The sequence below is a fragment of the Burkholderia contaminans genome (genome assembly GCF_029633825.1).
Classification (GTDB): domain Bacteria; phylum Pseudomonadota; class Gammaproteobacteria; order Burkholderiales; family Burkholderiaceae; genus Burkholderia; species Burkholderia contaminans.
Window position 1 is genome coordinate 226,371 of the sequence record NZ_CP090643.1, and the last position, 26,983, is coordinate 253,353.

38 protein-coding genes are annotated in these 26,983 nt (G+C 60.6%); 5 read left to right on the plus strand and 33 right to left on the minus strand.

Annotated features, from left to right (window positions below; genetic code table 11):
* Window positions 1-6: 6 nt before the first annotated feature.
* Window positions 7-1,380, plus strand: a complete 1,374-nt coding sequence (locus tag LXE91_RS40240) for an RES family NAD+ phosphorylase (protein WP_052760126.1) — start codon at window positions 7-9, stop codon at window positions 1,378-1,380.
* 29 nt (window positions 1,381-1,409) lie between these two features.
* Here the strand turns inward: LXE91_RS40240 and tnpC are convergent, their stop codons facing one another.
* The 3 genes from tnpC to tnpA are packed head-to-tail and all read right to left on the minus strand — an operon-like array spanning window position 1,410 to window position 3,751.
* Window positions 1,410-2,960: an IS66 family transposase gene (tnpC, locus tag LXE91_RS40245; protein ID WP_046543813.1), complete on the minus strand. Its 1,551-nt coding sequence runs from the start codon at window positions 2,958-2,960 to the stop codon at window positions 1,410-1,412.
* Between the two features lie 51 nt (window positions 2,961-3,011).
* A complete protein-coding gene (tnpB, locus tag LXE91_RS40250) occupies window positions 3,012-3,305 on the minus strand; it encodes an IS66 family insertion sequence element accessory protein TnpB (RefSeq protein ID WP_046544006.1) in 294 nt (97 codons plus the stop codon).
* A 44-nt stretch (window positions 3,306-3,349) separates the two neighbouring features.
* Entirely contained in the window at window positions 3,350-3,751 is a 402-nt protein-coding gene (gene tnpA, locus LXE91_RS40255; protein WP_158077526.1) for an IS66-like element accessory protein TnpA, read from the minus strand.
* Window positions 3,752-4,244: 493 nt separating this feature from the next.
* On the opposite strand from tnpA, the gene LXE91_RS40260 reads away from it, so the two are divergent.
* Window positions 4,245-4,448: a hypothetical protein gene (locus LXE91_RS40260; RefSeq protein ID WP_135370888.1), complete on the plus strand. Its 204-nt coding sequence runs from the start codon at window positions 4,245-4,247 to the stop codon at window positions 4,446-4,448.
* Between the two features lie 50 nt (window positions 4,449-4,498).
* Here the strand turns inward: LXE91_RS40260 and LXE91_RS40265 are convergent, their stop codons facing one another.
* The 6 genes from LXE91_RS40265 to LXE91_RS40290 all read right to left on the minus strand — a co-directional run bounded on the left by LXE91_RS40265 (window position 4,499) and on the right by LXE91_RS40290 (window position 7,290).
* Window positions 4,499-4,789: a hypothetical protein gene (locus LXE91_RS40265; RefSeq protein WP_046543816.1), complete on the minus strand. Its 291-nt coding sequence runs from the start codon at window positions 4,787-4,789 to the stop codon at window positions 4,499-4,501.
* A 242-nt stretch (window positions 4,790-5,031) separates the two neighbouring features.
* The gene (locus LXE91_RS40270; RefSeq protein ID WP_046544007.1) at window positions 5,032-5,703 is read right to left on the minus strand and encodes a hypothetical protein; all 672 of its coding nucleotides are present in this window, start codon (window positions 5,701-5,703) and stop codon (window positions 5,032-5,034) included.
* A gap of 30 nt (window positions 5,704-5,733) precedes the next feature.
* A complete protein-coding gene (locus LXE91_RS40275) occupies window positions 5,734-6,033 on the minus strand; it encodes a hypothetical protein (RefSeq protein WP_046543818.1) in 300 nt (99 codons plus the stop codon).
* Window positions 6,034-6,192: 159 nt separating this feature from the next.
* The gene (locus tag LXE91_RS40280) at window positions 6,193-6,750 is read right to left on the minus strand and encodes a hypothetical protein (RefSeq protein ID WP_046543819.1); all 558 of its coding nucleotides are present in this window, start codon (window positions 6,748-6,750) and stop codon (window positions 6,193-6,195) included.
* Between the two features lie 44 nt (window positions 6,751-6,794).
* A complete protein-coding gene (locus tag LXE91_RS40285; RefSeq protein ID WP_052760127.1) occupies window positions 6,795-6,980 on the minus strand; it encodes a DUF6283 family protein in 186 nt (61 codons plus the stop codon).
* Window positions 6,981-7,020: 40 nt separating this feature from the next.
* Window positions 7,021-7,290: a hypothetical protein gene (locus tag LXE91_RS40290; protein ID WP_226285513.1), complete on the minus strand. Its 270-nt coding sequence runs from the start codon at window positions 7,288-7,290 to the stop codon at window positions 7,021-7,023.
* Here LXE91_RS40290 and LXE91_RS40295 point away from each other — a divergent pair.
* On the plus strand, window positions 7,222-8,421 hold the full coding sequence (locus LXE91_RS40295) for an IS256 family transposase (protein WP_416053551.1): 1,200 nt from the start codon (window positions 7,222-7,224) through the stop codon (window positions 8,419-8,421). The two genes, LXE91_RS40290 and LXE91_RS40295, sit on opposite strands and share 69 nt — an antisense overlap.
* A 40-nt stretch (window positions 8,422-8,461) precedes the next feature.
* Here LXE91_RS40295 and LXE91_RS40300 read toward each other — a convergent pair whose 3' ends face one another.
* The 17 genes from LXE91_RS40300 to LXE91_RS40380 all read right to left on the minus strand — a co-directional run bounded on the left by LXE91_RS40300 (window position 8,462) and on the right by LXE91_RS40380 (window position 18,034).
* Entirely contained in the window at window positions 8,462-8,665 is a 204-nt protein-coding gene (locus LXE91_RS40300; protein ID WP_219847376.1) for a DUF6283 family protein, read from the minus strand.
* A gap of 19 nt (window positions 8,666-8,684) precedes the next feature.
* Complete coding sequence (locus LXE91_RS40305) at window positions 8,685-8,870, minus strand: hypothetical protein (protein WP_046543821.1); 186 nt, start codon at window positions 8,868-8,870, stop codon at window positions 8,685-8,687.
* A gap of 360 nt (window positions 8,871-9,230) precedes the next feature.
* Window positions 9,231-9,599: a hypothetical protein gene (locus tag LXE91_RS40310; protein WP_046543822.1), complete on the minus strand. Its 369-nt coding sequence runs from the start codon at window positions 9,597-9,599 to the stop codon at window positions 9,231-9,233.
* 262 nt (window positions 9,600-9,861) lie between these two features.
* Window positions 9,862-10,065, minus strand: coding sequence for a helix-turn-helix domain-containing protein (locus LXE91_RS40315; RefSeq protein ID WP_046543823.1), 204 nt, complete (start codon window positions 10,063-10,065; stop codon window positions 9,862-9,864).
* 387 nt (window positions 10,066-10,452) lie between these two features.
* Window positions 10,453-10,842 (minus strand): hypothetical protein, encoded by a 390-nt coding sequence (locus tag LXE91_RS40320; RefSeq protein WP_046543824.1) that lies wholly within the window; start codon window positions 10,840-10,842, stop codon window positions 10,453-10,455.
* 17 nt (window positions 10,843-10,859) lie between these two features.
* A complete protein-coding gene (locus tag LXE91_RS40325) occupies window positions 10,860-11,324 on the minus strand; it encodes a hypothetical protein (RefSeq protein WP_135370889.1) in 465 nt (154 codons plus the stop codon).
* Window positions 11,325-11,521: 197 nt separating this feature from the next.
* Entirely contained in the window at window positions 11,522-12,040 is a 519-nt protein-coding gene (locus LXE91_RS40330) for a hypothetical protein (protein WP_278068189.1), read from the minus strand.
* A gap of 59 nt (window positions 12,041-12,099) precedes the next feature.
* Entirely contained in the window at window positions 12,100-12,288 is a 189-nt protein-coding gene (locus tag LXE91_RS40335) for a hypothetical protein (protein WP_278068190.1), read from the minus strand.
* Window positions 12,289-12,428: 140 nt separating this feature from the next.
* Window positions 12,429-13,049 (minus strand): hypothetical protein, encoded by a 621-nt coding sequence (locus LXE91_RS40340; RefSeq protein WP_226147270.1) that lies wholly within the window; start codon window positions 13,047-13,049, stop codon window positions 12,429-12,431.
* Between the two features lie 128 nt (window positions 13,050-13,177).
* Window positions 13,178-13,591, minus strand: coding sequence for a hypothetical protein (locus LXE91_RS40345; RefSeq protein WP_046543826.1), 414 nt, complete (start codon window positions 13,589-13,591; stop codon window positions 13,178-13,180).
* Between the two features lie 156 nt (window positions 13,592-13,747).
* A complete protein-coding gene (locus LXE91_RS40350; RefSeq protein WP_046543827.1) occupies window positions 13,748-14,482 on the minus strand; it encodes a hypothetical protein in 735 nt (244 codons plus the stop codon).
* Between the two features lie 437 nt (window positions 14,483-14,919).
* On the minus strand, window positions 14,920-15,687 hold the full coding sequence (locus tag LXE91_RS40355) for a hypothetical protein (protein WP_046543829.1): 768 nt from the start codon (window positions 15,685-15,687) through the stop codon (window positions 14,920-14,922).
* Window positions 15,688-15,793: 106 nt separating this feature from the next.
* Complete coding sequence (locus LXE91_RS40360; RefSeq protein ID WP_046543830.1) at window positions 15,794-16,306, minus strand: hypothetical protein; 513 nt, start codon at window positions 16,304-16,306, stop codon at window positions 15,794-15,796.
* A 24-nt stretch (window positions 16,307-16,330) separates the two neighbouring features.
* Window positions 16,331-16,495: a hypothetical protein gene (locus tag LXE91_RS40365; RefSeq protein WP_158077527.1), complete on the minus strand. Its 165-nt coding sequence runs from the start codon at window positions 16,493-16,495 to the stop codon at window positions 16,331-16,333.
* A gap of 11 nt (window positions 16,496-16,506) precedes the next feature.
* On the minus strand, window positions 16,507-17,067 hold the full coding sequence (gene flhC / locus LXE91_RS40370; protein ID WP_046543831.1) for a flagellar transcriptional regulator FlhC: 561 nt from the start codon (window positions 17,065-17,067) through the stop codon (window positions 16,507-16,509).
* Window positions 17,068-17,114: 47 nt separating this feature from the next.
* A complete protein-coding gene (gene flhD, locus LXE91_RS40375; RefSeq protein ID WP_046543832.1) occupies window positions 17,115-17,441 on the minus strand; it encodes a flagellar transcriptional regulator FlhD in 327 nt (108 codons plus the stop codon).
* Between the two features lie 68 nt (window positions 17,442-17,509).
* Entirely contained in the window at window positions 17,510-18,034 is a 525-nt protein-coding gene (locus LXE91_RS40380; protein ID WP_135370890.1) for a hypothetical protein, read from the minus strand.
* A gap of 362 nt (window positions 18,035-18,396) precedes the next feature.
* On the opposite strand from LXE91_RS40380, the gene LXE91_RS40385 reads away from it, so the two are divergent.
* Complete coding sequence (locus LXE91_RS40385) at window positions 18,397-18,732, plus strand: hypothetical protein (RefSeq protein WP_046544011.1); 336 nt, start codon at window positions 18,397-18,399, stop codon at window positions 18,730-18,732.
* Window positions 18,733-18,774: 42 nt separating this feature from the next.
* Here LXE91_RS40385 and LXE91_RS40390 read toward each other — a convergent pair whose 3' ends face one another.
* The 4 genes from LXE91_RS40390 to LXE91_RS40405 all read right to left on the minus strand — a co-directional run bounded on the left by LXE91_RS40390 (window position 18,775) and on the right by LXE91_RS40405 (window position 22,018).
* Window positions 18,775-19,476 carry a hypothetical protein gene (locus LXE91_RS40390; RefSeq protein WP_046543833.1) on the minus strand — a complete coding sequence of 234 codons (702 nt, stop codon included), beginning with the start codon at window positions 19,474-19,476 and terminating at the stop codon, window positions 18,775-18,777.
* A 290-nt stretch (window positions 19,477-19,766) separates the two neighbouring features.
* Window positions 19,767-20,567, minus strand: coding sequence for a hypothetical protein (locus LXE91_RS40395; protein WP_226285510.1), 801 nt, complete (start codon window positions 20,565-20,567; stop codon window positions 19,767-19,769).
* Window positions 20,568-20,591: 24 nt separating this feature from the next.
* Window positions 20,592-21,413 carry a DUF2491 family protein gene (locus tag LXE91_RS40400; protein WP_046544012.1) on the minus strand — a complete coding sequence of 274 codons (822 nt, stop codon included), beginning with the start codon at window positions 21,411-21,413 and terminating at the stop codon, window positions 20,592-20,594.
* A gap of 8 nt (window positions 21,414-21,421) precedes the next feature.
* Complete coding sequence (locus LXE91_RS40405) at window positions 21,422-22,018, minus strand: hypothetical protein (RefSeq protein WP_046543835.1); 597 nt, start codon at window positions 22,016-22,018, stop codon at window positions 21,422-21,424.
* A 242-nt stretch (window positions 22,019-22,260) separates the two neighbouring features.
* Between LXE91_RS40405 and LXE91_RS40410 the strand changes: the two genes are divergently transcribed.
* On the plus strand, window positions 22,261-22,416 hold the full coding sequence (locus LXE91_RS40410; protein WP_158077528.1) for a hypothetical protein: 156 nt from the start codon (window positions 22,261-22,263) through the stop codon (window positions 22,414-22,416).
* A gap of 325 nt (window positions 22,417-22,741) precedes the next feature.
* Here LXE91_RS40410 and LXE91_RS40415 read toward each other — a convergent pair whose 3' ends face one another.
* From LXE91_RS40415 to LXE91_RS40425, 3 genes are all read right to left on the minus strand, one after another.
* Window positions 22,742-23,986 (minus strand): DUF1173 family protein, encoded by a 1,245-nt coding sequence (locus LXE91_RS40415; RefSeq protein ID WP_077019800.1) that lies wholly within the window; start codon window positions 23,984-23,986, stop codon window positions 22,742-22,744.
* A gap of 57 nt (window positions 23,987-24,043) precedes the next feature.
* Entirely contained in the window at window positions 24,044-24,490 is a 447-nt protein-coding gene (locus LXE91_RS40420; protein ID WP_077019799.1) for a hypothetical protein, read from the minus strand.
* A gap of 209 nt (window positions 24,491-24,699) precedes the next feature.
* A complete protein-coding gene (locus LXE91_RS40425; RefSeq protein ID WP_052760129.1) occupies window positions 24,700-25,965 on the minus strand; it encodes a tyrosine-type recombinase/integrase in 1,266 nt (421 codons plus the stop codon).
* Window positions 25,966-26,983: the final 1,018 nt, after the last annotated feature.

Here is a 26,983-nt window from a genome sequence, read left to right on the forward strand (position 1 = left end):
TACCAGATGAAGGACAGCAATCGGATTTGCGCAAACTGCGTCACCGACCCCTACCTGCGTATAGAGATCGGTCGAAGTGAGACAATCAACGAGCAATGTGACTACTGCGAGGAGATTGGTCCGACGTACAGCATGGTGGACTTGGCGGCGCGGTGCGACGAAGTTATCGATCGGTTCTATACCCTCACGAGCGACGACTGGGCCGTAGTTCACTTTGATCGCGCGCCACGGGGGGAGCAGCTGCTCACGATTCTGAGCCAATGGCTCAACCCAGAGGATGAGACGTCGACCTATGACCTCGACGCAGTTCTCCGCGATGGCTGGGGCAACAGCGATAGCTCTAAATACGACGACGACCCATGGTTCATCCGCGAAGACGCGTCCGCGGGAGAGTTCGGAGCCGCCTGGCACAGGATGGAACGCAGCCTCCGCGAAGAAGCCCGATTGGTGAATCCTGCGGTTGTAGAAACCCTCGCAAGGGTGTTCGGTGGCATTCACGACGACCGAACAGAAGATGGAAGAGGCGCGATTCTTGAAGTAGGCCCCGACCGCAACATTCATACCCTCTTTCGCGCGAGGGTTTTCGAGACGGAGCAAGCCATGGAGCGAGCGCTCGAGCACCCGGAGCGTGAACTCGGGCCGCCGGCGCCGGTCTTCGTCACCGCCGGCCGTATGAACGCAAAAGGTGTGAGCGTCTTCTACGGTGCTCGAGACGAGAGAACGGCCTTACGTGAAGTTCGACCCCCAGTCGGGAGCAAGGTCGTCACTGCGGCATTTAGAATAATTCGACCACTTCGCTTGCTCGACCTAAGCGCTCTCCGTGCGACACGTGTAGATCCATCGCGCAGCCTCTTTGATCCAGAGACGGCTCCGCTTGTTGAGCGCGTCGCATTCTTGAAGCAGCTGGAGGCCAAACTGACAATGGCCGTCATGCCCTCTATGACCGAAGATGGGTATCTGATTACGCAAGCAGTTGCTGACTACCTTTCGACCGACCCGAGTCTCAATCTCGATGGCATCTACTTCCGATCAGTGCAATCGAAGGCAAAAAGCGATGACGCTGGCGGACACAACGTCATACTGTTCCACAAAGCCGCGTCGGTACTCCACGCGCGCGAGGACGACAAGATTCCGACCCGTGCGAATCTCTGGTTTAGGCCCGACGAAGATGAGTGGTACGGCCCATCCATCACCACCCTCGCACCAACGGCACAGACGTCAAGAGCATCGTGGCGAAGGACAGATGGACGGACGCCCGCGCTTGAGCTCCTGCGAGATACCCTATCGATCCACAAAGTCGAGGGGGTCGAGATCGAAACGACAACAACCCGAGTACAGCACAGCTTCGAACAGGATGTAAGCACTCGACCAGCACCGTAGCGTAGGTCGTTGACGACGGGAGCGCGATGCTATCGAATGGGTTCGACGTGGGCAGTAGACGGAAGCGCCGACGCCACGTTCCACGGCAACAACTCGTCGATGCGGTTGATCGGATGGTCAGCAATGCGCTCGAGCACATAGGCGAGATACGCCTCGGGATCGAGGCCATTCAGGCGTGCCGTGCCGATCAGGCTATACATCGCGGCGGCACGTTCGCCACCGGAGTCGGCGCCGGCGAACAAGTAATTCCGTCTGCCGAGGGCGACGCCGCGCAGTGCTCGCTCGGCGATCAGGTTGTCGATTTCCGCACGCCCGTCGCTGCAGTAGTAGATGAGCGCCGGCCAGCGATTCAGCGCGTACTGAATCGCCTTGGTCGTGTCGGATTTTGCAGAGAGCGTGGCGAGCGTTGCTTCGAACCAGCGTTTCATGTCGTCGAGCAGCGGTACCGCTCGCGCCTGGCGCACACTGTGTCGCTCATCAGGTGGTTTGCCACGGATCTGCTCCTCGATCTTGTAGAGCGCGCCGATCCGGTGCAGCGCTTCCTCCGTTACCGCATTGGGACGGACGGCATGTAGATCATGGATCTTTCGGCGAGCGTGGGCCATGCAGGCAGCTTCCTGGATGGTGCCGCCGCGATACAACTCGGCATAGCCGGCAAACGCATCGGCCTGCAGCACGCCGGTGAAGTCTGCAAGATGCTGCTGGGGATGCTCGCCCCGTCGATCGGGCGTGTAGGCGAACCAGACTGCTGCCGGCTCGTCGGAAGCGCTCGGCCGATCATCGCGCACGTAGACCCACAGGCGTCCTGTCTTTGTGCGACCGTTGCCGGGCGCCAGCACTGGCAGCGGCGTGTCGTCCCCGTGAACCTTGCCGCCGGCTAACGTGTATTGGCGGACGGTGGCGACCAGCGGTGCAAGCAGCGCCGTGATGCTCCCCATCCAATACCCCATCGCACCCGGATCGATCTCGACGCCGTCGCGCGCGTACATGACTGCCTGGCGATGCAGCGGGATGTGGTACGCGAACTTCGACACGGCGATGTGCGCGAGCAGCGCCGGACCCGGGATGCCACGATCGATCGGTCGACTCGGTGCCGCGGCCTGCACGATGCGATCGCAGCATGCGCAGGCCAGCTTCGGACGGCGGTGGCGAATCACGCGGAAGTGCGCCCGGACGTATTCGAGCTGTTCCGCGACGTCTTCGCCCATCGGTTTGAGTTGCCCGCCGCAATCGGGGCAGTCATCATCGGCGGGCAGATGGATGCGCTCTTCGCGCTCAAGGTGATCGGGCAACGGCTTGCGGCCGACACCTTCGCGACTCGGCCGTTTCACTGCAGCAGCCGCGGCCATATCGGCCGAGCCTTCATCGGCCTGCAGGTCTTCCAGCCGCAATTCAAGCTGTTCGATCTGGCGATCCAGCTTCTCCGATTTTCGGCCGAACTGCATCCGGCGCAGCTTGGCAATCGTCAGCTTCAGATGCTCGATCTCAATCGCGCGCGACGAGAGCTGCTCGCGCAAGCTGGCGACCATCGCCTTCAGCGCTTCAATGTCGTCGGGGAGATCGGTGGGAGCAGCGGACATGCGGTGAGCTTACACGACGCCACCCACAAGCTCTCCACGCGTAATGAACGTTTACAATGCGCTTCGCGGGCGTACCGCATCGATCGGCTGCCGCCAATCGAAACCTTCGAGCAAGAGCGCGAGCTGAGCGGTCGTCAGCGCAACAACACCGACATCGGCGCGCGGCCACGCGAAACGTCCTTTCTCGAGGCGCTTCGAGAGCAGGCACAGGCCACCGTCGCACCACCACAAGCACTTCAGCAAGTCGCCGCGCTTACCCCGGAACACGAACACGTGCCCGCTGTAGGGATCCTTCTCCAGCACGGTTTGTACCTTCGCGGCCAACGAGTTGAAGCCGGAACGCATGTCCGTGACGCCCGCCGCGATCCAGATTCGCGTGTTCGGCGGGATCACTTCAGACAGTCTCGCAAATACTGTTCGGCGAACTCCTGCGACACACCGCGGATACGAATACGTCGTTTGCCGACCTCGATCTCGATTTCACAGCCTGACGGCATCGCCGGGCTCGCCGACACGTCCGGTGTTTGCGGCAGAGCGTGATGTGGGATGTCCTTCGCAGGCAGATCGACCACATCAACCGGTAGCAGCGCGATGTTTGGTACCGACGATGCAGGTCGCGTATCGAGTAAGCTTCTTCGCCACTGCGCGACCATATTGGCGTTCAAGCCGTGCGCACGCGCGACCTCGGCAATCGAGCGATTCGGATCGTTCGCTTCGGCAGCAACCGCTTCCCGAAACTCCTTCGTGTAGTTCCTCGATCCCGGTCGTCTTCCATGCACCACTGGCTTCATCAATCTGATTCCCATTACATCTGATGGGAATCAGATTGCCGGTGCCGTGCCCTCATGAACAGACGGTACGTGTCGAGCGCTTACAACAGGATCATCCCAGCCGCTTTCGAAAAGGAACCTGACGCTCGACCGCATGCCCTCATGGGCCCAGCTTCCGCTTTAACCTCTCACCCGCCGCCAGAGAGCGAGTATTCGTGCGGTGTGCGCGCGAGCGGCCGCGGCCAGCCGGCGGCGCGGGCCCTACCGCGGCTACCGCCGCGAACTCCTAGCATAGGCAATTCCATCGCGGAGATGTTTGCGATTAGGCCCATTGCTGACCTAACGCACCTAGAGCTTCCAGACGAAGTGTCCATTCGACTGCCAACCAAGCGCAATGAGCGTCGCTCGATCGGCGTCCGAGATCTCGCTGAACCGCTCCTCTTGGAGTTCAATGGATCCACGCGTGCGAGTGTTGCCATAGACGTTCGCCTGAGGCTCGTACTGTTGAAGGATCATGAGTCCCTCGATCAATGCTGAAATGCTCGCCATATTTTCCTACGCTGCAGCGCCCTGCAAGGCCACTGCGAAACCCACAGTTGTTAAGACAAGGCCCGTCGCCGCGATGGCGACCGGCAAAATGGAATGCGCGGGACTCGCGATCGCCAAACCAGATGCGAATCCGACGCCGAACACCGAGAACGTGAACCCGGCCAGTTGAAAGAGCGGCATCGCAACCTTTGCCTTCATTGTTTCCCTCATGTCCTAACTTCAATGTGCGACCACTGTCGCGATCCCAACCGCCACAAGGTTGATAGCAGCGCAGCCGGTTGCGTTTAGGAGCATATGGCGCCAGCCCTCCACGACCCGAATGCCGATCAGATTGCTCAATACGCCCCAAGCGAGCGAGGCGAGAAACACGGCCTTGGTGTAGGTGCCGGGGCGGTACCCGACAAGGCCGGCCACCAGAAGCACGGCCACGAGCAAGAAAGTGGCAACGGCCATCATGACCGTCACGTCCGTGACCGTCGGCCGGCGAAGTGTCACCCCAAGAATCTTCATGGTGCCGTCCCCCGAGTGATCTACTTTCGCACTCTGACTAGGCCAAGGGCCGCGTACCCAAAAAGTGCGATGTTGGCGGCAAGTCCCCCTGGCCCACTCAACCACCCAAGTTTGACAAGACCGGCGCTCGCGACAGCCGCCAGCATCACAATGCCGTACGACACCGGCGCGTTTCGCTCCATCGCGCGATCAAACCTTCGGAACAATTCCATATCTTGCGTGCGTCCTTTCCGTTGTCGTGATCACCAGGTTGGCGTGAATACCCCTGGCTTCAGAATGAGATTCATGAAATGGTGAGTGGTCAAGGACACGCGCCGCTTCTTCGGGCGTTTCAATACCTCGAACATGCCCGGCTCACGCTCTACCAGTAAGCCGCATTCGGGGGGCACCTCCGACGGGTCTACCATACCCGCTGGCAGGACATAGTAGATGACCTCCGCGACCCTCGCGTATCCGGCTCGCTTCTCCACCTGCGCCACGTCCGCGAGAAAGTCCGCGCGGCTAACCTTCACCTCGTCAACGCATGGATTGATACGCTGCTCGTCGTAGGTCGCAGCCATCGAGAACACGTCCGGTCGAATTGCCTGTCGTCCGCCCGCTTCGATATCAACCAACAGCTCGACGTTCTCCCACGTGATCCTCCCGCTATCGCGGCGCCACGCTGCGACTCTCCCTGCAAGATCGTGATGCGGTTTGCGACGCTCGATCTCTCGCGCCTTCTCTGCTGCGAGCTCGACCTCACCGGCGTGACTGATAGCGAAATAGACGCCGCCGTAGCGACGCTCGATTCGAACGATCAGCCCGGCCGCTGCAAGGTCGAGATCTATCGCATCGGCGTTTCCCGCGCTGCCGTGGCCGCGCCCCTGCCAGTAGAAACGCAGGCGCTTGTAGTGCTGGCGAGAAAGCGTCGTCATGCGGTAGATTTCCGCGGTCATATTCCGAGTTCAGTGCACAACGTATGCACGCACCGCGTCACCAGCAGCACGCTCGTACTGCCATGCTGAACCCGGACCGTCCTCGAGGCACTGCGCGATAACCTCGGCCAGGTGTGGCACTGCACTCCGTCCTGGCTCCCCGGCTTCGGCCGCTCTCAGCTCGAGGATCACGACCTCGGCCGATGGCTCGTAATCTTGCCAGCGGAACGCATTGCCGCGCGCGTCGCCAGGATGCTCCGGCTGCTCTCCACAGGCGGCGCAAATCGCCCTAGCGACGGCGGCGCGTATTTGTATCTGATGAAGTTCCATGGCGATTCCTTCCTTGGTACCGACCGGGGCGCCTGTCCCCGATCGACTAGATTCCTTGCTCTCGGAGGCCAGGACATCGGCAAAACCTCTGCTCTCTGTCACGATCGCCCATTTAATGGTGCTCGAGGCCTTGCCTCGGAACGACACGATTACGAGAAATTAGTCAGGCCTCGTTTCCGCGTACGCGCCAAGCGATGTCGCGCCGCTATCCCGTCCAGCGTTGATCCGCTCGACCAGCAAGCGATCATCGACTTCGTCCTGCGACTCGCGCCTTTCCATTGCTTCAACATCCAGCGAGATCTTGACGCCTTCGCGACATTGGCCGCAAGGAACGATCTCGCCAATGTGGTTGATGTCGGGAAAGAACACAGCGGCTCGGTGACCACAGGCGCAGGTGTAGGTGAACGGATAGGGCCGAGAAACATGCTTTAGGCTGCAATAGCCGTCGTCGTGAGCCTCCGCCCACCGCCGCCCGTTCTGATAGACACGCCCACGCTTGCGAACCGCAGACCAGACCTGCCGGATGACATCCTCGCCCTCCGCTCCGTCAGCTCGGTAGAGCATAAGGTGCGAGACGGTTTCGAACAGGATCTTGTGCTTCTGCGACTCGTCATCCGCTGTCAGAAAGTCCACCCACAGCTGGCAGATGTGATGCAGGCGATTAAAGCCTGGTAGGTCCTGCGGTCGATCGTTCGGATCGGTAACACGTCGGGTCATAAATGAACTTGTCCTACAACTTGAGGGCGCTTCCGTCCGCGAAATCAGTCCCGACATTGCGCCAAGACGGGGTCATCTGGCGAAACGCCGTTTGCAATGGCCATTGCGCGGTAATTCTCGTATAGCTGGTGGCCTCCGTCTTCCACATCATCAAAGCGATCGCCCTGGATCGACTTGATCCGCACGGAGAGGTTATGGTCTGCACCATGGAGCAGAAACCCGGCGCACATCGCGGGCTTCCGCACACCCGACTCGTGACATGCGAACGTCTCAGGAGTTATCGTTGAAAGTGGTGTACGCGGCGTAGGGAGGGAGCGTGAGGAGGCGGTGGCGATTGAGAGAAAATGTTGCTTTCCAAGGTAACACTTCCCCCAATCGAACTCCACCACCATGGCGAAACATACGCAGGAAACGCACAGCAGTCAAACGGAAGAAGCGGACATCAAGAGCGCGCCCGGCCTGGACGATCTGATCCAGCAAGGCGCGCGTCGAATCATCCAGCAGGCAATCGAGGCGGAACTGGCGGCGATGCTCGAGCAATATTCGAATGTGAAGACGATGGACGGCCGACGCGCGGTCGTGCGCAACGGCTATCTGCCCGAGCGCGAGATCGTCACAGCCGTAGGCCCGGTGCCCGTGAAGGTGCCGAAGGTGCGCGACCGCTCGGGCGCGGGCATCAAGTTCAATTCGTCGATCGTGCCACCCTACGTACGCAAGTCGCCGCGCGTGTCATCGTCGCTGCCGTGGCTGTACCTGCGTGGCGTGTCCACAGGCGACATGGGCGACGCGCTGTCCGAATTGCTTGGCGAACAGGCCAAGGGGCTGTCAGCGGGCGTTGTGAGCCGTCTGAAGGCCGCGTGGGCCGACGAGTATGAGCTGTGGAAAAAGCGTGACCTGTCGGCCGCGCGCTGGGTCTACTGGTGGGCAGACGGCATTCATACACAGGCTCGCACGGAGGATTCCGACGGTCAGTGCCTGCTGGTGATCATCGGCGTGAAACCGAACGGCGAGAAGGAGCGCGTCGCGCTCAGCGACGGCTATCGCGAGTCGAAGCAATCGTGGGTTGAACTGTTGCTGGACCTGAAGGCGCGCGGCCTGCAGGCGCCGCCGCTGCTCGCCGTGGGTGATGGCGCGATGGGGCTGTGGGCGGCGCTTGACGAGGTGTTTCCGCAGACACGGCATCAGCGATGCTGGTTCCATAAAATTGGAAACGTCCTCAATGCGATGCCCAAGTCGCAACACGGCAAGGCCAAAGCCGCGCTTGCTGAAATCTGGAATGCCGCAACGCGCGCCGACGCAATCGTCGCGTTCAACCAGTTCGTCGACACGTACGCAGCGAAATATCCGAAAGCCGTCGAGAAGCTCACGAAGGATCGTGATGCGCTGCTTGCGTTCTACGCCTTTCCAGCGGAGCACTGGCAACACGTACGGACCACGAATCCGATCGAGTCGACGTTCGCGACGGTGCGCCATCGCACGAGCCGCACGCGCAACTGTCTGTCGCGCGCGACCTTCCTCGGCATGGCGTTCAAGCTGATTGAAGCGGCTGAGAAGTCATGGAGAAAGATCCGTGGCGTAGACAAGATCGAGGAACTTCTGAAGGGCATTCCCTTCGAGGACGGAACCCCGGTGATTGAAAGCACACCGGTTCCTCAAGCGCTGGCCGCCTGATCATGCCGACCGACCCGCATACACCACTCTTGACGATTTCTCACGTCTCAGTCGCCATGTCGTAGGCCGTCTCGGCTGAATGACGGAAGGCGTCTGCAGGAAACTCGCCAGTCGCGTCGACACGCCACGGACATTTCGCACAGGGCCTCCGGCGATAACTCCCTTTCCCGCCCTGGACGGTGACGACCTGATGATCCGGACCGGCGGCGCGAGTACGTGTGATTTCGGGCGCTCTCCGCGACATCGTCACGACCTCACCGTTACTACAATCCGAGTGCGCGGCAGGCGTCAGCCCACGCCCACGACTCGCGCTGACCGTAGCCGACGACCTTGCGCGCGGTCGGCTTCAGCATGACCTTATAGCGAATCCGACCACTGGAGAACGTCCCAACTTCCCGGACCACTACCGCCTCGGGATGCTTCGCCAGCACCCTATCTTTGGCTCGCATCGAGCTTTCCTTTACCAGCGAGTTTTACACTTCGGGCACCCGCATGAGGCTTCCAAAAAGCCTAGCTTCGAGGTGTCGACCCAGTCCTTGCACGTCGCGCAGAATCGCTCATCCACCGTGCGCGAAGCTCCGGTTTCCAAGTGGCCGAGCGACTGTCCGGTTAAAGCATTCACCGCCTCCGACGTCGAGACAGTTTCCCTAACCCAGCGGCGATTACGCTTTTCCCCGTGCGGCAGTTGAGTGTCGGTGTCCGCCATCATCGTCCTCATCAATGAACGAAAACGAGAAGGACGCCGGCAAGCACCGAACATACGATCCCAGCAAGGCCAACAGTGATCCAAACGTAACTCATAGGTCTTCCTAGGTATGACTAGGCTTACGGAACACGACGATGTTGGAACCCGCCGTCACGTTGGCGAGAATCGCTGCGTCAACGCCGTAGATCCGCTCGAGCGCCGCTCGAATCGCCTGTTCAGACATGTCGGGTTGCTCGTTTGCCAAGTGGGGACGACGGCCTACCACACGCGCCATTCCAAATTCATTGACTTCAACAATGTCGCCTGGAAGCGCGCCGACCGAGGCGAGCGCTCTGACGATCGCATCGCTGAAAGGCGACCTTCCCATACCGGTTGCAGGTGTTGCTATGCCGTGTCCGAGCTTGAAAACGCCGCTCGGCTCCGGCCCGCGACCGAATCGCTTCACCCACTTCAATATCGACCGCAGGTTCATTTCGGTTTCCGTGTTCTCGTTGGAGAGCCCGCGAGCCACGTTCCGGCTCCGCAGCACTCACAGCGTCAGATCTATTCCGCCCCAAACTGCAGACATGCAATCGTGTTCGCAAGGACTGCGATCTCGAACGTATGAACTCCAGTTCAAAATGGGCTGATGTTATGTCCGCCCCGACGAGGGAATTTGGCGCCCGTCTGCAAGTTATCGGCAGACATCCGCCTGTCTGTAGAAATCATACCGGACCACTATGCGAATGCAACATCTATGTTGCATTTGATTTAAATGCAACCACGAGGCCACGATATGCGTCAGCCTCCTTCATGGGCACTGCGTGCCCGGCTCTTTCGTAGCGCCCGATCTGTTGGCGCGTCAACCGCCAGCGGTCCCCAAGCTGGGTCTGGGTCAATCCGGCCTTCTTACGCAGCGCCTGCGCGTCTTCGCCGTAGAGCACGTCAATATCCGTCATGATTCGCCGTCAAATGGAACGTACATATTCCATCATCTTACCGCCGTCAATCTAGGCATCGGCCGACGCCGCGTGTGCCTCCGGAGCCTCGATTCGAACTCAGGCACCGCACCGCTCGCGCGCAGAGCTGAAACTCGGGACTGGAAAGCACTCAAGGGGGCCCGGCGGGGCATGCTTCATTCGAAGCATGCCCCGAGGACCTCGTTTCGCTGTTAATCACTTACCTGCTGGAGTCGAAAGAGCTATCGCGCCTTTTACGTCCAGACCGCCGGTGATCCGGCGGCGCGAGTTCTACGGCACGGTGCCTCAGTCGAATACCCAGTCTCCCCGAGTGCCCTCGCGGCGACCTCTCGTTAGCAGAACGCTACATGCCTGCTTTTTGAGCTATCACGCCTCGTGTGGGAAACGGTCTTTCAGTGACTCATAGACCTCTTTGAGGGCATCCAACCCTCGTGTTGCAACCTGCTTATAGGCCGCGCGGTGATCCCCGGACAACATGAAATATTCACCACTGTCCCGATCAATCAACGCAGTTTCCGGTAGCTCACTATCGGACGCTACCTTGTACGAGACCATCCAGCCTGGCCCGGCGATCTGCATGTTGCCCGACCTGCCGGGTGCCCACTCCGGGACCTCAGAGAGGAAGCGGTCCAGTTGCCCAGCCAGTTCCAGATACGCTTCCGTCACCGAGCCAGCGTCCAGTTCCCGATTCCGGACCTTCGTGGCTACTTCGTAAAGAGCCACGGCGGATTGCAATGAGAGTTCGATTTTCGCCATTTCCCAGTTTCCCCGAGTCAAAGAGCAGTTGCGTTATCACTATCCGCCGGCCCGCCGGCGGCGCGTGATCTACGGAGCAGCTCCTCGATTGCATACCCCATCTCACGCGGAAGCGGAGTATGTGTACCGGGTGCTGCCGCCCCCGCCACCCGCACCCATCCCTCCTGATGGTTCGCACCAGGCACGAGATGGATAGTGCGGTCCGCTTCCTCATCTCCGAAGGCATCCATGCTGATACCGACCAGTGTGTCTGCAAACTCGGCGCCACACACATCACGGTCGAAGTCGATCAGCGCCAATGCCTTGGATGCCGCATCTTCTGGTGACGACGCACCCTCTACGTTGACGGGAATTCGAACCACCACGAAAGCGTGCACGTGGTAGCCCGTATCCGCCGCCGGCGAAGATCGAGAGGGCGCATGCGACTCGGCCGTATCGAGGTTCCGGCGCCCACAAACGTTTCGTTCAGAATTGCCTTTCATGAAGTCTCCCTTGTGCTCATCATCGAGCAGTTAAAAAGGAGAATGGACCTTTCCGGTCTCTGGTACCGGAAAGCTTTGGAAGAGAGTTGAGATGCCGCTATCCAGGGGCGAGAGTGCCGATTGAACGGCTAGGGGGAGAATATCATCAACTCGATGGGCGCGGTCGCGGCAATCCTGTGCCCGCACCAGGCTGGCAGCTACTGCCGCGGGAAGAACCTCTCGTTGTACCCCGCCTGGTATCCCTGCCACCACATTGCAGCCTTAAACGCGTACTGGGCTCGATCGTATGGGCACTCCGGATGGGCCTTGCTCAAGGCCACTTCCCGCCCTTCCGCAAACTCCGTGTCACCGCGATCGCAGTCGACGGATTGATGGTCAGCCAGAATGTCGAAGCGATCCGTGCTGTAGCGCTCGAGCACTCCCGCCCAGTAAATGATCGAGGGCAGATGCGCGTAGCCTGTTCGCACTGGGCAGTTGATCCGATCGACAAGCACGTTTCGAAGATAGTTGGCCAATGCCGCGGCTGGCCAGTCGTTGGTCAGCCGTGCAAGGTCGTTGCGACGCCTTGCGATGATCAGCGCGACAAGGTCCGGACGGTAGTCACTGAGGAAGCTAAGGACCTTGCCATCCGCCGCCGCGACGCGGGCGGCGTGTTGAGCTAGCTCCAGAAGCACTCCGACCGCCGACGATGGGTCCTTCTCATCGAGAGTACTCACCACCCCTCGCACCTCCCAGTCATGTTGAGAGGCAGCCCCAAGGCGCTCCAAAAGCCACTTCATGGCGGGGCGAGGACCTCGTCACGTGCCTTCTCACGCGCCTCCAGTTCTCGAATCCGATCGACGAGTTCATTTCGCGCCGCCCGATCGAGCCAACGCTCTCGCGCGCCAACGGCACCGTCGGCGCTTTCCTCGGAGCCAACGTCAAAGGTCGATTGCAGGTACTGGTCGCTGTCCTGTCGATTCATAGCTTGTATTTCCGTGTTGGTCGGTCGAGCAATGGTGATCGGACGGCCCACTTCGACCTTGAGGCTCAGTCAACGAGTTGAGTTGAGGGTGTAGTCGAGATTCTCGGCATGGACCAGGATCTAACCTCGGTGACCGCCACTCACGATGACGCGCGTCCGGCTTCGTAGATCGATCGTGGCGGCGCGGGCTTCGTGTTCAGAGCAACCGCCGCCGCGTTGCAGTCGGTAACCAAAACGCCCTTGTTGCAAGCAAGCCAGAGCACGCTATCGACCACGGGGATACTGTCCCCTGTCGCTCGAGCGAGCGAGTCACAGAGCGCCATGCATGCCTGAAACCGAACCCCCGACGGCACCACAGGCCGATCGGGGATTCCGCATAGTCGTGCGAGCCATAGATCTGGCTTGCATACCGCTGCCCCAAAATTCTTCGCGAGTTGGTACTTCGTAACCTCCCCGACGAAGGGGATCCCGCGGCACCATTCGAGCAACTGGACGACATCCCCCGTAGACAGAGTGTCCTGCAGCGTCATGAAGTCGGCCTCCCGCTCCCGCCAAGCGCGTTCGATCGCGGCAGCCTTCGCCCGGTAACCGAACGCCGTGACAACGGGCTCGCCGGCGCGAATCGCGCGGAACACCTTGGCCTCGATCGTCCTGGCCGCCTGAGCTGAGCGGCCCGCGCAGAGGATGATCCAGATGACCTCGCAAGCCATGTCCTCGGCGTTCATCGGAGGACGGGTGCCATTCAATGACCATTCGATCATCCGAGGAGCATCAGGGTCATTCGCAAGAAGCCACCCACGGGCGGCGCGGTACATGTCTGCCGGCACCCGGTCCTCCGGTCGTGGGAGCCTTAGATCAAGCATTGCGGTCCGGGCCGGTGATCTCGTCGTCACCATGACCGTGCATCACCCATCCTGCTGGTGACGCGCTTCTGATCGCGCCGCATCGCTAGCATTGCCGAACCAGCCAAGGAGCCAACGCACAGCATCAATGCCCCGTAGTAGACGGCCGACGCGCCCCAATTCGAAACCAACTCAACCACCGCAGCGATTTGTGAATTGCTCATGCCGGCGACGCCGCGAAGTGGTGCGAACAAGCGGTCAATCACCGTGCCGATTGCTTCGAGAGACGGCATCCCTCTCCCCTGTAACGCTTCTTGCAGCGCGTGGGCTGGGACGGCTTCGACCATTTGGAGCACCATTACAGGAATAAGCGATGCACCGGCTATCAACGAAAGGAACCGCTCCGCTCGTGAAGGAGAGATTGGCTTGTCGTCGACGGTATGACGGAAGAACGAGTTCATTGCTATCTCCTGGCGGGTAGTTGGCCCAAGTCACGAGGCGCGGGGCAGCGCACGATGTTGATCGGGTCGCCATCGCGCGATGGCGACCATGCTTAGTCGGTCACGCAACTCGCCGCCGACAGAAGGTAAGGTCGCGGGAGTCACGTCGCTTGTGCACTAAGAGGCTTTCCGGGCTTCGTTCCCAGCCGCCGGTCGCGTGCAGAGCTTGAAGAGCCGAGCCCACATAAAACTGAACGGCATAAAGGCGATTACGCAAACTCCGGCAACGAAGAGGACGTCGCGAACACCCTTGAGCTCCACCCGCCCCTCTGCATTCGCCTCCTTCAAGTCTTCTCGTACGCGCCCCACCGCGAGGTCGTACAGCGCAAAGCAACCGATCACACCCGTGACCAGCACCGCGATCAACCACTTCATGTAATCCTGCGTGGCGCGATTGAGCGCAGCCGCCGCGGGATCTGGCTTCCGGCGCGCAATCCAGCCGTCGCACTTCTTCTCCAGCTTAAGCCACTGTGCCGGTGTGATTTCCCTCTGATCCTTCAGACTCACCCACTTCTCATTGGCGTTGGCGAGCCGCGCGGCTGCGTCCTCGAGGCGGCCGGGAGCAACCTTGCGAGGGTCACCATCACAGACGAGCAACGTATCTCGAGCACTCTGCTCGGCTGACATCAAGGTGATCATCAAGTTGAGTTGCGCTGAAGATCGATTGGCTATGAAACCGCCCCACTCCAGCGGTAACAGGCCGGCCGCGACGACAGCGGCAAACACCGCCACGTTGAAGCGCAACGGGACCTTCTTCACCCACCGAAGAAATGCATACAGAAGCGGGTACGAGATGATGACGGCAAAGCCAGCGACGAGCAGGTGAGGAGTCAGCGAATCGTCATTGAGCATCAGATATTTTCCCAACAGAACCAACTGTCGCTATCGGATAGCGTTCCACCCGGCGTGCAAGATATGCGCGGCGGCACCTCCGCAAACGGCGACCGAGAGTCCCATGAAAAGCCAACCGAAGAACCGCTCGCCGTTCGCGACCATCACCTGCCCGAGCGTCACGCCCAAGTAACCCGTCGCTCCAGCCGCGCATACGACCGTCGCGCACACTACGAATGGGATCCACCGCGGCGGCTGTTCGTCGCTCATAGCCATATCCATTCCCCTCCGTATTCTCCGAAGAGCCATACATTCGAACACGAGTCCAGAAAGCGCCTAAACATAGCGCCTGGCGGTCCACCAGCGCGGGCCGCCGCTGCGAAAGGTCATCGTTTGCGGGGAGCACTTTCGATGGCGCGGAGATATCGGTATTCGAGTCCTCCGCACGGTGATCTGGACTAGGCCCTGGCCGCTCGCGCCGAGCGGCGTGCACGCTCACGTGCTCGATACCACCCCGCCATGTCGGGCTGAAATTGCGACACTTCGCCGTTGCTCTCTCGCGAAATCGTCATACTCCCCGTCGCCGCCACTTTGAGCTCCTGGCGCAGAAGATCGCCGAGAGCTTCGAGATAGACGTTACGCGCCCCGTACGTTTGCCCACCGAAGCCCATACGCAGCAGAAACGCCACCAAACAGATGTTGATAAGCATCCAGATCGCCACCGACACCCCGTGCTGTAGCTGCTGGAGTGACGAGCTCCGCACACTACTGAAGGTCTCGACGAGCGAATCCGGCGCGATCATGGCCCACCCGAGAATCAGCCAGAACGTGACAGCCGGAATCGTGGACACGAACAGGTCGAACATGCGAAGAGGCACGCCGAACAAGTTGACCGCTTGAGTAGCCATGTTCCGCCAGTTATCTGCAACCGTGTCCTGCAGCGCAGCGAGCCGATCGTCGGAGATCGTGCCGACGTGCACTTTGTTCATGTAGACGTCCCACACGACATTCTCGGCATCGCTTGCGGGACGGCTCGCCCGCTCCGCAAGTGATCCACGATAGCTGCGAAGCAAGCGAGTGCCGAGCAGAAAGAATGGCACGCTGAGCAGCGCACTGCCACCAGCGAGCAGGAGATTGCCGCGGTTGAACAGTAGATTCAGGGCGAAGATCGAGATCGCAACGACTATCGATGCGATGATGACCGTTTTCCGATTGTTGTCGAACATAGTCAGCTCCAGAGATTTTGCCGACCGCGCCCGGCGGCCGGCGACGGAGTTCGAAGGGGCTTAACTGCCTTGCGCCCTCCAGACTTCGGCAGGAAAGTGCGAATGGTCAGGGTTTGCGGGCAGCTCGATCGAGGATCTCTGCGTCGGCATTGGTGGCGCCCTTCACCCGCCAAGCAGGGCTCCAGCGGTGTTTCGCCGCCGCCTTCGGGTCGTTGATATCTGCGATGCACTCGCGGATCAGGTCCCCGAGGTTGTACATGAGCTCGCCCAACGACAGGCCCACCTGCTCTCGCTGCTTCTCGATCGGTGCGAGCTCCCCGTCAAACCAGAAGATCAGCGCTCCACTTGCCCATCCCCCGTCGCTATGAGACGAGAACGTCACGACCTCGGGCCCTTCATACTCGTCCGGATCCTCGGGCAATGCGCTGATCACCGCGCGATCGTCGCTTGAGCTGAGGTACTCCACCAGCTCACCAGGAAGCGTCTCGGAAAGGCGCGACAGCAGGTCGATGTTGTTGAACGTCTCGTTGACGTAGACGGTGGCTTCGAGACCGGCCGGCGTGTCTTCGTCCGCCTCGATCATCCGCAGCTCGAGCGCGCCCCATGGGAACTCGAGCAAGGGAACCGGCTTTCGAACTTCCGCTTAAATAGCCACCCGGTCGCCGGCGTCATCGGAATCGAGCTCGTCTTCCAGACGTTCAGCAATCACCTGATCCGGCAGGGGCGCGTGCGGGAGCGCACGCAGGTCACCTGCCTTCAGACATTCAAGCAACTGCCCTTCCGCTACTTCCATCTCTGCTTCAGTCATGAGTCGACTCCTTAGATCGTGTGAAGGTCGTGTGTATTCGTCAACGGTGCCGGCACCGGCGGCGCGAAGTCAGCCGACTTGCGGGTCTTTCCCGCTCGTGACGGCGGCGCGCACAGGCCACAGACGAAGTTGTGTTGAGGATCGTGTGCGTGCGCTACGAAATCGCCGCCGCAGCGAGTACATGAGGACGTGGTGAGCAACCCGGAATCGAAGAAGCGCACCAGCGTCCAGGCGCGGGTGAAGGTGAGAATCGCCTCACCGTCAGACAGTGAAACGTTCTCAAGGTAGAGCCGGTAGCTCTTCACGAGAGCCTGGATCGGGTCGCAGCCACCCTGTTGACGCATGAAGCGGTGGATGTTGTAGAACAGCGAGGAGTGAACGTTTGGCAGCCACGTCATGAACCAGTCTGCTGAGAACGGCAACATTCCCTTCGGAGGCGACACACCCTTCAGTTCCTTGTAGAGCTTGATGAGGCGGTCTCGCGACAATCGCGTCTCCGACTCAAGCAACTGCAGTCGCGCACCCAGCTCGATGAGCTCGATGGCGAGGACGATCTCGCGGATCTCACCCATAACGGTCTTTCGTCCCGGGCCGCCTGCCTTCGCGTCATTCTCGCGCCTCACCGGAACGCCTCCACCGGTTGGGCCGCGAGCAGGATCGCTGCATGCATCTGTGTCGGCGTGGCGCCGCGGCCCTTATCCGCGATGGCGGACAGAAATATCTGCTCGTCCATCCGAAATCGGCAGAGCGGATTGCTGACGGCCGCGAGCTTGACTGTCTGCGCGAGCGTCAGGCCCTCGATCAGTTCAGCGATCTCGGACGACACGCCGAGGCGGAACATCGCCATTGCTCGGTCTTCGCGCAGGAGGCGCTGGGCAAGGAGCAAGTACGAGAGGTTTAGCTCTCGGATTTCGGTGATCACGCCATCAGGATTCGCTTCGGTCATTGAGGCCTTCAGGGCGCCGCCCAGGGTGGAGTGGTGAAAGGTCAGGGTTTGCGGGGAGGCCGCGCTCGCTAGTTTTCTTTCTCGCTTCCATCCACAAGAGACGCTGTCACGTCGATGGAATGCGGAGCTACGTGTCCTCGTCGATCGACGGCCGGCGGCGCGGAGGATCGCGGTATCACGTTCTCCCATGAACTCCCCTTCTGGCCTGGCTCATTGCTACCAGTGCACGCGTTCAGGTGATTCGTTGCGTGGGGGCACCGCTTGTTGCCGCACGACTGACAAAGGATCATTCGCATGTCCTCGAACGTGTTCGGCCGGCAAGCCTCGCACCAGCAGTCCGGCAACGCGCCGCCAGCGACCGAGCCGAACGCATCGCTGGGGGCCGTCAGGCCATTGCCTTCCGCAGCCTCCATCGATGGATTTCTGCTCAGGAACCCCAGAGCGTCGGTGTGAGGTGCCCTCTTCGCGGCGTTCGATTCATCGACGCTATCCAGCACGGCGATCGCCCGCTCGATCAGTGCCCTGACTCGCAACGGCACGTCAATGCGGCCGAGGTCTCTGAGCTCTTGCGCAATGGTGCGCGGCGTATCCATGGGCATGCCTGCGGTTCCGTCAAAGTCCAGTGGTCCTGGCGTAGCCGCTCAAATGCAGCGCCGCGCCCAATTATTGGCCTTGCCCCGTCAGGTGGAGAGTGCAAATGCCGCCCGGGAAGCGGGGTCTTTCCGACAGCCATGTCCGGTGGACGACTTGCATTGAAATCCTGACCTGTAGCCTCGACGGATCAACGGCTTTGATAGAGGAAGGTATGGCGAAGGGGTTTCGAATCTCTGAGGCAGAGTACGAAGCGCTACGAAAGCGCAATGGCTCGCGTGGAGTGGCGGCCGATCAGCAGAGAAGCTCTCTGGTTCTTCCTGAGGCGCTCACGCTAGCCCCCCCGCCGAAGCCGGAGGATCGCATGCTCGCGCTCGGGAGGCTTCCTGATGGCGTGATGAACAAGACGGAAAGTGACTACGGTACCGTCCTCGAAATGGAGCGAAGGGCCGGTGCTATCACCTGGTTCGGGTTCGAGCCGATCAAGTTGCGGCTGGGTAAGAATGCCTTCTACACACCGGACTACGGCGCCCTACTGGCGTGCGGAGTGCTCGAACTCCGGGAGGTGAAGGGATACTGGAGAGAGGACGCACGCGTGAAGATCAAAGCTGCGGCTCACATCTATCCCTTCTTCCGCTTCGTGGCGGTCACCAAGATCCCTTTGCGGGCCGGCGGAGGCTGGCGGCGCGAGGAGTTCTAGGCACCGCGCCGTCTCAGCCGCATAAACCTCCGAGGGGGCCGTCTACGGATTCCCCTGCGGCGGAGCTCCGTCCGAGGGTCGATCGAACGACGCGAGGAACCCGTTGTTGCGAATCTCCTTTTCCTTGGACTTCCGCCACGCGTCAAACGCCTTCTTCCGCCGCTCCCTCTCCCCAACGATGAACTTGAGCGCCGGCTGCATAACCGCCGCAGCGTTCTCGGGTCCGACCGCCTGACAACACGCCTCGTCCCCGAGTTTCTTGAGAAGCCCATGGTGGGGACTATCAGCACGCTGGTTGATAGGGGACTGAAGAGGATTCAAGGCGCCATCATTGCCAGGCACAAGGGGGAACAGCACGCACCCTTCGGGTTTCCCGGACCACCTCTCCTCGCCTGCCTCCACTGCCACCTCCTCAAGGAAGCAGGTTCGGGTCTCGGTCAGGAACACACACCCGCCGATCGTATCGGCAGCGGGATCGTATCGAAGGACCGTGTGGAAGAAAGGTTGTCCGGAAGTCGAGACACGGCCGGAGGCCGGAAGGTCCCCCAGCATCTCACTCGTCACGGCATTTCGGAAGAATGCGAACCGCGTTGCGTTGCCGTGCTGGACCATCCCGCGCGTCGCAATGAACTTTTCGCCATCCATGCCGAAGAGCACGAAGATCTTTCCGAAGTGTTCCGCAAAACGCTGAAAGTGCTTGTTGGCAAACTGCATGATCGCTGTGACGTCGGTCGGCTCGAGCATCACTGTCCCATCGCAACAGGTGCCCCAGCAGCTCGGTGGACACTGAAACTCTGCTTCGCGGGCCGCTGCCGGCGCGATCGGTATCACACGCCTAAACCGACCTTTGTCGCTCGGTGTGGCTTCGAGACCGCTCTCGCGACTCTCTTCCTGCGGCTTGCGCAACGCTCCTAGGAACCGTTTCAATAACGTACCAGCGCCAGTGGGCTCATCCATCACGTACCTTTGTGGGAGTCGGTTGGTCTCCCGCATATAGTACTGCGCGAGGGTGCCGCCCCGCGCAGTACCGCCCGTCAGGATTGCGACTGCGAGACGCGACGGAGGCGATCGACGACGGATTCGCTGCCGGCATCCGCACCGCCCGCGGCGATTCGACGTGCTTCGTCGACGGCAGCCTGCTGATCCAGCGGCTTCTGTCCGATCGACGCGACCGTTTGCGCAGCGTCCGCCTCGATGCGCGTGCGCGCAGCAGCAGCTTGCAATGCGCCCAGCCCGGTCGACGCGCCGCCCGTGCCCGACTGCAACCGGTTGAGCTCTGCTTGCTGCTGCTGCATCGTTTCCGCCCGTTGGCGATCGGCCTGAGCCTGAGCAAGGTCAGCCATCGCCGCACGTGCCTTCACGTCGAACTCGCTCAGCTGCTTCTCGACCGTGTTCAGAATATCTTGCAGCGTCGCGACGAGCTGGGCGGACGCATCTGCGTCTGCCTGGCGGCGCGGGAGCGCCTGCTTGCGCTGCTCCAGATCGTTCGTGAACTGCGTCAGTGTCGCCTCGGAGACCTCGTTCTTCTCGAACTTGCCGATCAGGACTTCCGCGGCCTTGCTGTCACCCTCGATGCTTGTCGACAGGTCCTTCACCGCCTTCTGTGCCGTATCGTTCTTCTGGTTCGCCTCCGCGAGCTTGACCGCGACTTCGTGCAGCCTCGCCTGCAGGTTGTCACGATCGACCTGAGTGGCGGTCTCGGGATCGAACGCAGCGAGCTGCTGCGCGAGTTTGTCGCCCAACACACCAACGTGCTTTGCGATGAGGGTCGTGGCGAGTTTCCAACCGGACATTTTGCTCTCCTGCAATAGAAATTGAGCTTGTTTGGGATGCAACGGGAATGAGCTCCGCAGGGAGCGTCAGAGAATCTTCACACGCAGCGGATCGACTGCAATGCCGGCGAGATAGTCGACCCAGACGGCTCGTGCCGGCCGGCCGTCCATCGTTTCGACCTCCTCGAAATCGATCCAGAGGCGTTCGACCGGCCCGGGTTCGTCATTCAGGACCGATGGCAGGCGGCGAACGTACTGCATGAACGAGTGCGTCTTTTCCACGCCCTTCTCGCCGATGCTGTCGTCGAGACGACGCTCACGCGCTGTCCACGGGCGAAGGTAGTCGCCGCCAGGCGCGTCACGTTCGAAGCCGATGCTGTCCTGGCCGCCCAGGAGCGCGTCGATGCGCTCGGCGCTCGTCGACAAGTGCGCGATCTGCGAAATCTCTTCCCGGTCCATCTCGTACCGGTCTTGCCCGAGCCCGAATCCCTTTCCCAAGAAAGCGTCTTGCTCCTCAGTCGTGGTCGGATACTCGCGGAAGAGAAACTGGTAGTACGCCATCTCGCGGACGTCGTCCGGGCGGTTCTTACCCGTCATGATCTGGAGGAAGGCGCCCTGGCCATTCCGATCCGGACCCGTATCGACATACAGGCGGAAAATGGAAAGGTCCTCGTCCGCGTCGATCCGAAGCCGGCTGACCGCGACGATCGGAAATTGTGCGGCCTTCGGCACCGCGAGGAGAGTGTCGTCCAGCAGCGCGAACTGGGCGATTGGCATCTCGATCAGGCCGCCGATACGGGCGCCATATGGCAACCCGGTATCGACGCGCTCTGGCGATGTGGTGTGGGCACGCATGTAGTCGTCGATGCGCTTTTGGCCGATGCGCCGGGCCGTTTCGAAGAGGCTCATGAGCTTGCTCACAGACGATAGTTCGTGCTGGAAGTAAAACGCGACTGCCGGGCCTTCCATGCGGTACGCAAGCGCATGACCAGCATGATGACGGCGGCAAGCACGCCGAGTGCCAATACCGTCACCATCACGCGATCCAACCAGGTCATGGGCTCCTGCGCGGCTTTGGCCGAGGACGCTTGAGCAGGATCGTTCGCGGCGAGAGCCAATGGATCCGCATCCGCAGAGTTGTCACGGCTCGCAATCGCGGATGACGCAGTGCCTGCGACCGCAACCTGCGGAGCCGGTTGTTGGACGACGACCGTATCATGTCGGGAGCCTGCACTACCGAGCATGTAGCCGAGCAGGAGTCCGTCGTTCCCGCCGGAGTTGTGGACCACCACGGTTTGCGGCGATGACGTGCTATTGCTCGAAGGGACGTTCGCCGGGGCCGGCGGCGCGCTCTTCGTCGCACCCTGCGACACCGTACTGCCGTTGCTGATGCTCGAAGGAGTCGTTACATTGGCGCTACCGTGCGCTGCCTGGTTGGCGCTCAGCGTGGCGGCCGCATCGTGCCCAGACTGAGCCGCATACAGCGCCCCGCCGAGCGCCGTCGCCGCTATCACCTTGCTCGTGCCCGAGCTAGTGAATCCCGAGGTCTTAGGCGGGGTAGCCTGACTGGGCGTCGACGGTTGGGAAGAGGCACTGTACGAGGAGCCGCTGTAATTCGGGGCGGTGTACGAGGAGCGCTCCGAGGTCGAGCTCGACGACGATCCGCTGTTGCTCGGAGAGCTGTAGCTGGGGGAGCTGTACGTCGATTTGCTCGAGGTGGAGTTGTACGACGAGCCGCCATAACTCGGCGAGCTGGATGACGACCGGTTCGAGCTCGAGCTATACGACGAACTTCCGTAACTCGGCGAGCTGTACGACGAGCGGCTCGAACTCGAGCTGGAGCTGTAACTCGAGCTGTAAGACGACCGACTGGAACCCGAGCTATAGGAGGACCTGCTGGAACTGGAGCTGAAGCCAGAGCCCTTCGCAAAAGCCGTCGGCGATACTGCGCCGCCCGCGAGAACGAGTGCCGTCATTGCGACGATCACCCGGGACCCGAGACCTCTCGTGCCCTGTCTGCGCGGAGAGCCACTCGCGCTCCCACGAGCAAGCGCTCGAGTGGACGGTTGAACGGAGAAAGCCTGATCCGGAAAATCAGACGGGAGCATGGGCGGTGACCTCGTATGGCGAGATGAAGGGACACTAGACCAAGCCTGCCTAGTGATTCACGAAAAGTGACTTTTCGACCTTCGATACCGTACCCTCTGCCCCCTTCTGCCCCCTGCGAAATGCCGAGTTTATTCGACCCGCTTTCCCGCGCCGCAAGTTGCGCGGTGAAGCGCCGGCATGGGGCGGCGCGTGTCCCATTCGATGACCTGCACCCCGCGTGACTTGTAGCTCTTGATCTTCGCTGCCTTGCGCGCCTCGTATTCGGGATTGCCCATCATCCCCCATACCTCGACGACACATTCGCCTTCCTGGTCCTGGATGCGGAAGTCCGGAAACTCCGCTGCACCATCGTACCGGAGGGGCTTCGTGAACATTCTGCCCGCGTCGACCAAGGCGTCGGCCATTTGCATCTCGTAAGATGAGTCCGCTGGTATGTAGTGGCGGCTGGTCAACATCAGAGACAGATCAACGCCCCTAAGCGTGCCGCTGCGGGAAACCTCAACGACCATGATCACGATGACATGTGCCGATGGGTTGTCCCGTTGTGCGGCTGCTGGCGGCGCGGATCGCTCGGCTCGCTCCACGACAGCCTTATCGACAAAGAACGGGTGCATGTGGTGCTTCAACTTGACCTTGAAGCTGTACTTCGAGAGCTCCATCGATTTCAGCTCGCCGATGACGATTCCGCGGAAACGAAAATCCCCGGGCGCCTCCAAACGTGCGCGAAACCTCGCCCAACCACGTTCAATGCCGACGCGCTCCGATTCACGCCAGGCTGGCACACAGTACATTACGTCCTCGACTGACTCGCCATTCACGTTGCCGTCAAGATTGATGAGCTCTCGACGGCAGCGCCACCAGTCCCTGGTCCAGCGCGGTCGCCACTCGTTCAGGCCTGCCCGCTCCCACAGTGAATGCAAAAGACCGAGCATGCCGACTTTCGCTCGCGTCTGCCCGCCACCCTTTGGATCCTCGCTGCGCTCCACCGGACCATTCCGAGCCTCGACGCGGACCTTCAGCGGAATGTCTGCTGAGATATCGACAGTGCCGTCGGGCTTCTCGATGATCGCGCCCTTCGCGTATCCTTTGCGTCCGCTCTCCGCCTCTGCCCGTGTCCGAAATGTGCATCGCCGGTGATGCGAGAGCGCATCGCCCGGCCAGACCGCCAAGTGATAGAGTCCTTCGCGGAGTCGAATCTGCAGTCGTCGGCCACCGCTGACGCACATGCACCGCGCGTGCCCCTGCGTTGCCTTGGCTAGCTCGAACATCCGCCGATAGCGTGTTGGTTCGCTGAGAAAGTCTTCGAGCAGAATGGACTGCCCGGCAAGATCAATTCGTTGATCGATTCGTTCGTTGTGCGCGACGTGTTCCATCCGTCCCCCGAAGGCAAGCGTCCAAGGGAGGAATCACTCTCAAGCGCCTGCGTTGGCCTAGATCTTTTGCTGGTGGAAGAGACGGATTTGGACTTGAAGAATCCCCGCCTCAACCTCGGATATCTTAAGTCGCGACGCGATCTCACTCGCCTGAATGTCGGGGTTCTCGCGGTACATTTCTTCGACTTGGAACAGATAGTCGGACGTCAGGTCGCCGTCCAACGCAGCCAGTGAAGCGTTTGCTGGGAATTGTCTATTCAGCCACGTCGTGAACCTCAGAGCCTCGGGGGTACCCTTCAATCTCATGATCGCGCGCACCGCTTCAATCGTGATCATGGTCACAGAGGGTCCGCCCGGCAGCTCATTTTGCCAAACGTCCGCCTTGACACCAGCTGCATTGATCAGATCGTCAAGCTCCGGACCTTCCACCATCCCGACGATCTCCGCGACGTCTGCAAGCCGCAGAGCGACGAAGAGCTCATCCATTGATGTAGAGGTAAGCACTTCTGTTCCGGCGTACTTGGGCCTTCGAACGGGCATAGTCGGATAAATCTGGTGAAATTGATAAGCAACAGTACGTCGCGGGAGTCAAACTATACTAAAACTTTTTCATTCTTTCACCTGTGTTGACAATATTAAAAAATGCAAAGTGCACTGGGGATAGGCGTCCCCAAGATCTCGACGAGCATTTGATGAGATCTTAGGGATCGCTTTCAACTTTCTTTGTTCGATTCTGGTGTCCGCGGTTTGAAAATCACGACGCTGTCTTTAAGGGGCAGGTCCATTTGACGTACATCAAGCAAAACCTCCGTCCTGCGACGCTTCGCGTTCTCTTGGGATTTACCCCTAGCCGCTACATTTTGCGGTACCGGTCCCACGCCACGAAGAACAGGTCGCGACTTCGCAGATCGCGCCAAGCGCTGCTCGTCGCCGACCTTCTTTGGCGCCCGACGGAAGCCTTCGAAATGGCCGTAGTACGAGTTCGTCACATTCACCCGGCTATGGCCGAGCATTTCGCTAACTTGGCCCAAAGCCTGGTGAAGATCCTCCGCGGGTAGTTGATCGGCCGCCCCCCCGAGCGTTGCCGGCACAAACGGCGCTACGGGGTTCGTCATGGCAGCGTTCTCAGAGAATTCCGCGCGAAGACCGTGGCCGCTTACGCCGGCGACACTCTTCGTAATGCCGATCTCTTCCATCCGACGCTCATATTCCTTGAGGTTGTAGGCAAGCGTCGCCGGTTTGCCGCGGCGCGTTGTTTTCCATCCCATCGAATCGCCCTTGGGCATCCGCGACTTGACGTAATCCAGTACCTCCCGCTGATACTGGTTGGTGATGCGCACGTTCCGCGCCCGGCCACCCTTCGGCCCAGCATTCGGGTACACAGCCAAGTAGTCACCGTGGTCGCACTTCCACGGTTTGAGCATCAACACTTCCTTGCGGCGGAGTCCGAACGCGACGGCAAGCCGAATCATCAGCCCGAACCGCTCATTCAGTGCATCGGCCAAGGCGATCTTCTCGTCAATGTTGATCCCGTTCTGAGACCACGATTTCGACGTAACCGCCGTGGTCGCTCGCTGCAGGCCCACTCTCGGTACGTCCGGTAGGTAGTCCGGAAGCGCCCGAACCATCCCCTTTTTGCCGATCCAGGCCGCGAATTTGCGCAGCACCGAGAGCTCGTTCTGCATCGTCGCCACGGCGCGGCCACGCCGATACCACTCGCCGACGAGTACTTCAACGTGCTTCTCGCCAAGATTGCGCGGATTCTGGAGCTTGAACCCCAGCCCCGTGAGGGTGCCGAATGCAGCAAATAGCACCGACGCTGTCAGTTCACGAGTGCGATGCGAGGCGACCTCACCATTCACCCGCACGCCCGCATGGCGGTCCAAAATCCCCTGCAGTTCACGCCGCCACCCGCTCGGCGCGTCCCCTCGCCTTCCGGACGGAGCCGGCACCGCATTCTGCCCTTCCAGTGCGTTCATCCCTACCTCCAACAGTCGCACTTCACACAATGGTCACGCCTCGCCGCGTGCCTTGCGCATTATGAAATGCGCGCCCGTTTTTACCGGGATACCACACCAGCCATAGTTTTGAGGGGCATGAGCGAGCCCGTCTTAAAAATGTGCGTTTATGTCGCCGGCTCCCACTACAACTCTTACTGCACAGCGACACCCCGACGCTCGCGCTAATCGGGTCTCCCTCCCTTACGAGATGGAACTGGCCTTTCAAGCAGGGACCATACTGCACCGGTTCGTCTTGCGACGATGTAGGCCCGGTACGAGCCTCGACTGTTCAACTCCCACATGCCGTACAGCATGCAGGCTGAGCCCTCTATCGGCCGGTCTTGCGACCCGACGCGATAGCCCGCTCACCAATCCATCCGGCGAGCAGCAAAAGCCTCTTCTACCGCAGGTCGTGCGACCTTTCGGACTTTTCCATTGTCTTCGTTGTGATCCCCGGTACCGGACGCTCATCCGCACGAGGAAAGGGTTTCGCCCTTCCTCTGTATCCGATTGTCGTCCGATCTGCCGGGGGAGAAAAAAAACGCGCTTGCGCGCGTCTTCGTATTTCAAGGCGACAGCCCTGAGGCTGATCCACCTGAAAGACTGGCCAGCGGTAGTGCTACCGACTGACTCTGGAAAGAGCGAATCCAGCGAGGGGTTCGCATGCCGCCAACGCGGCGCAGGAAACTACCGAATGGGGCACGATTGCCCCTATGGCCGAAGTAAATCACAGCGACAGCCTTACTGCAAGCGGCTTCGCCGCACATTTCAGCCAGTTGAAGCGCCCTTGCCCCGACTGAACCTAACCATGCCCGTCAACCGCCTGCCAGCCTCGCCCGGGCTCCTGTTTCTCCCTGTTGGCCCGCATTGCTCGTCGGTTCGACTCGATACTCCACGTTGCTCTGCAAACCTGCGCTGTAAATCTCTGGCGCTCCTCGAGCGCCTCCGCAACTTTCGACGTTACTCTACAGTTCTCTCCTACTAGGTCGACGTCGTT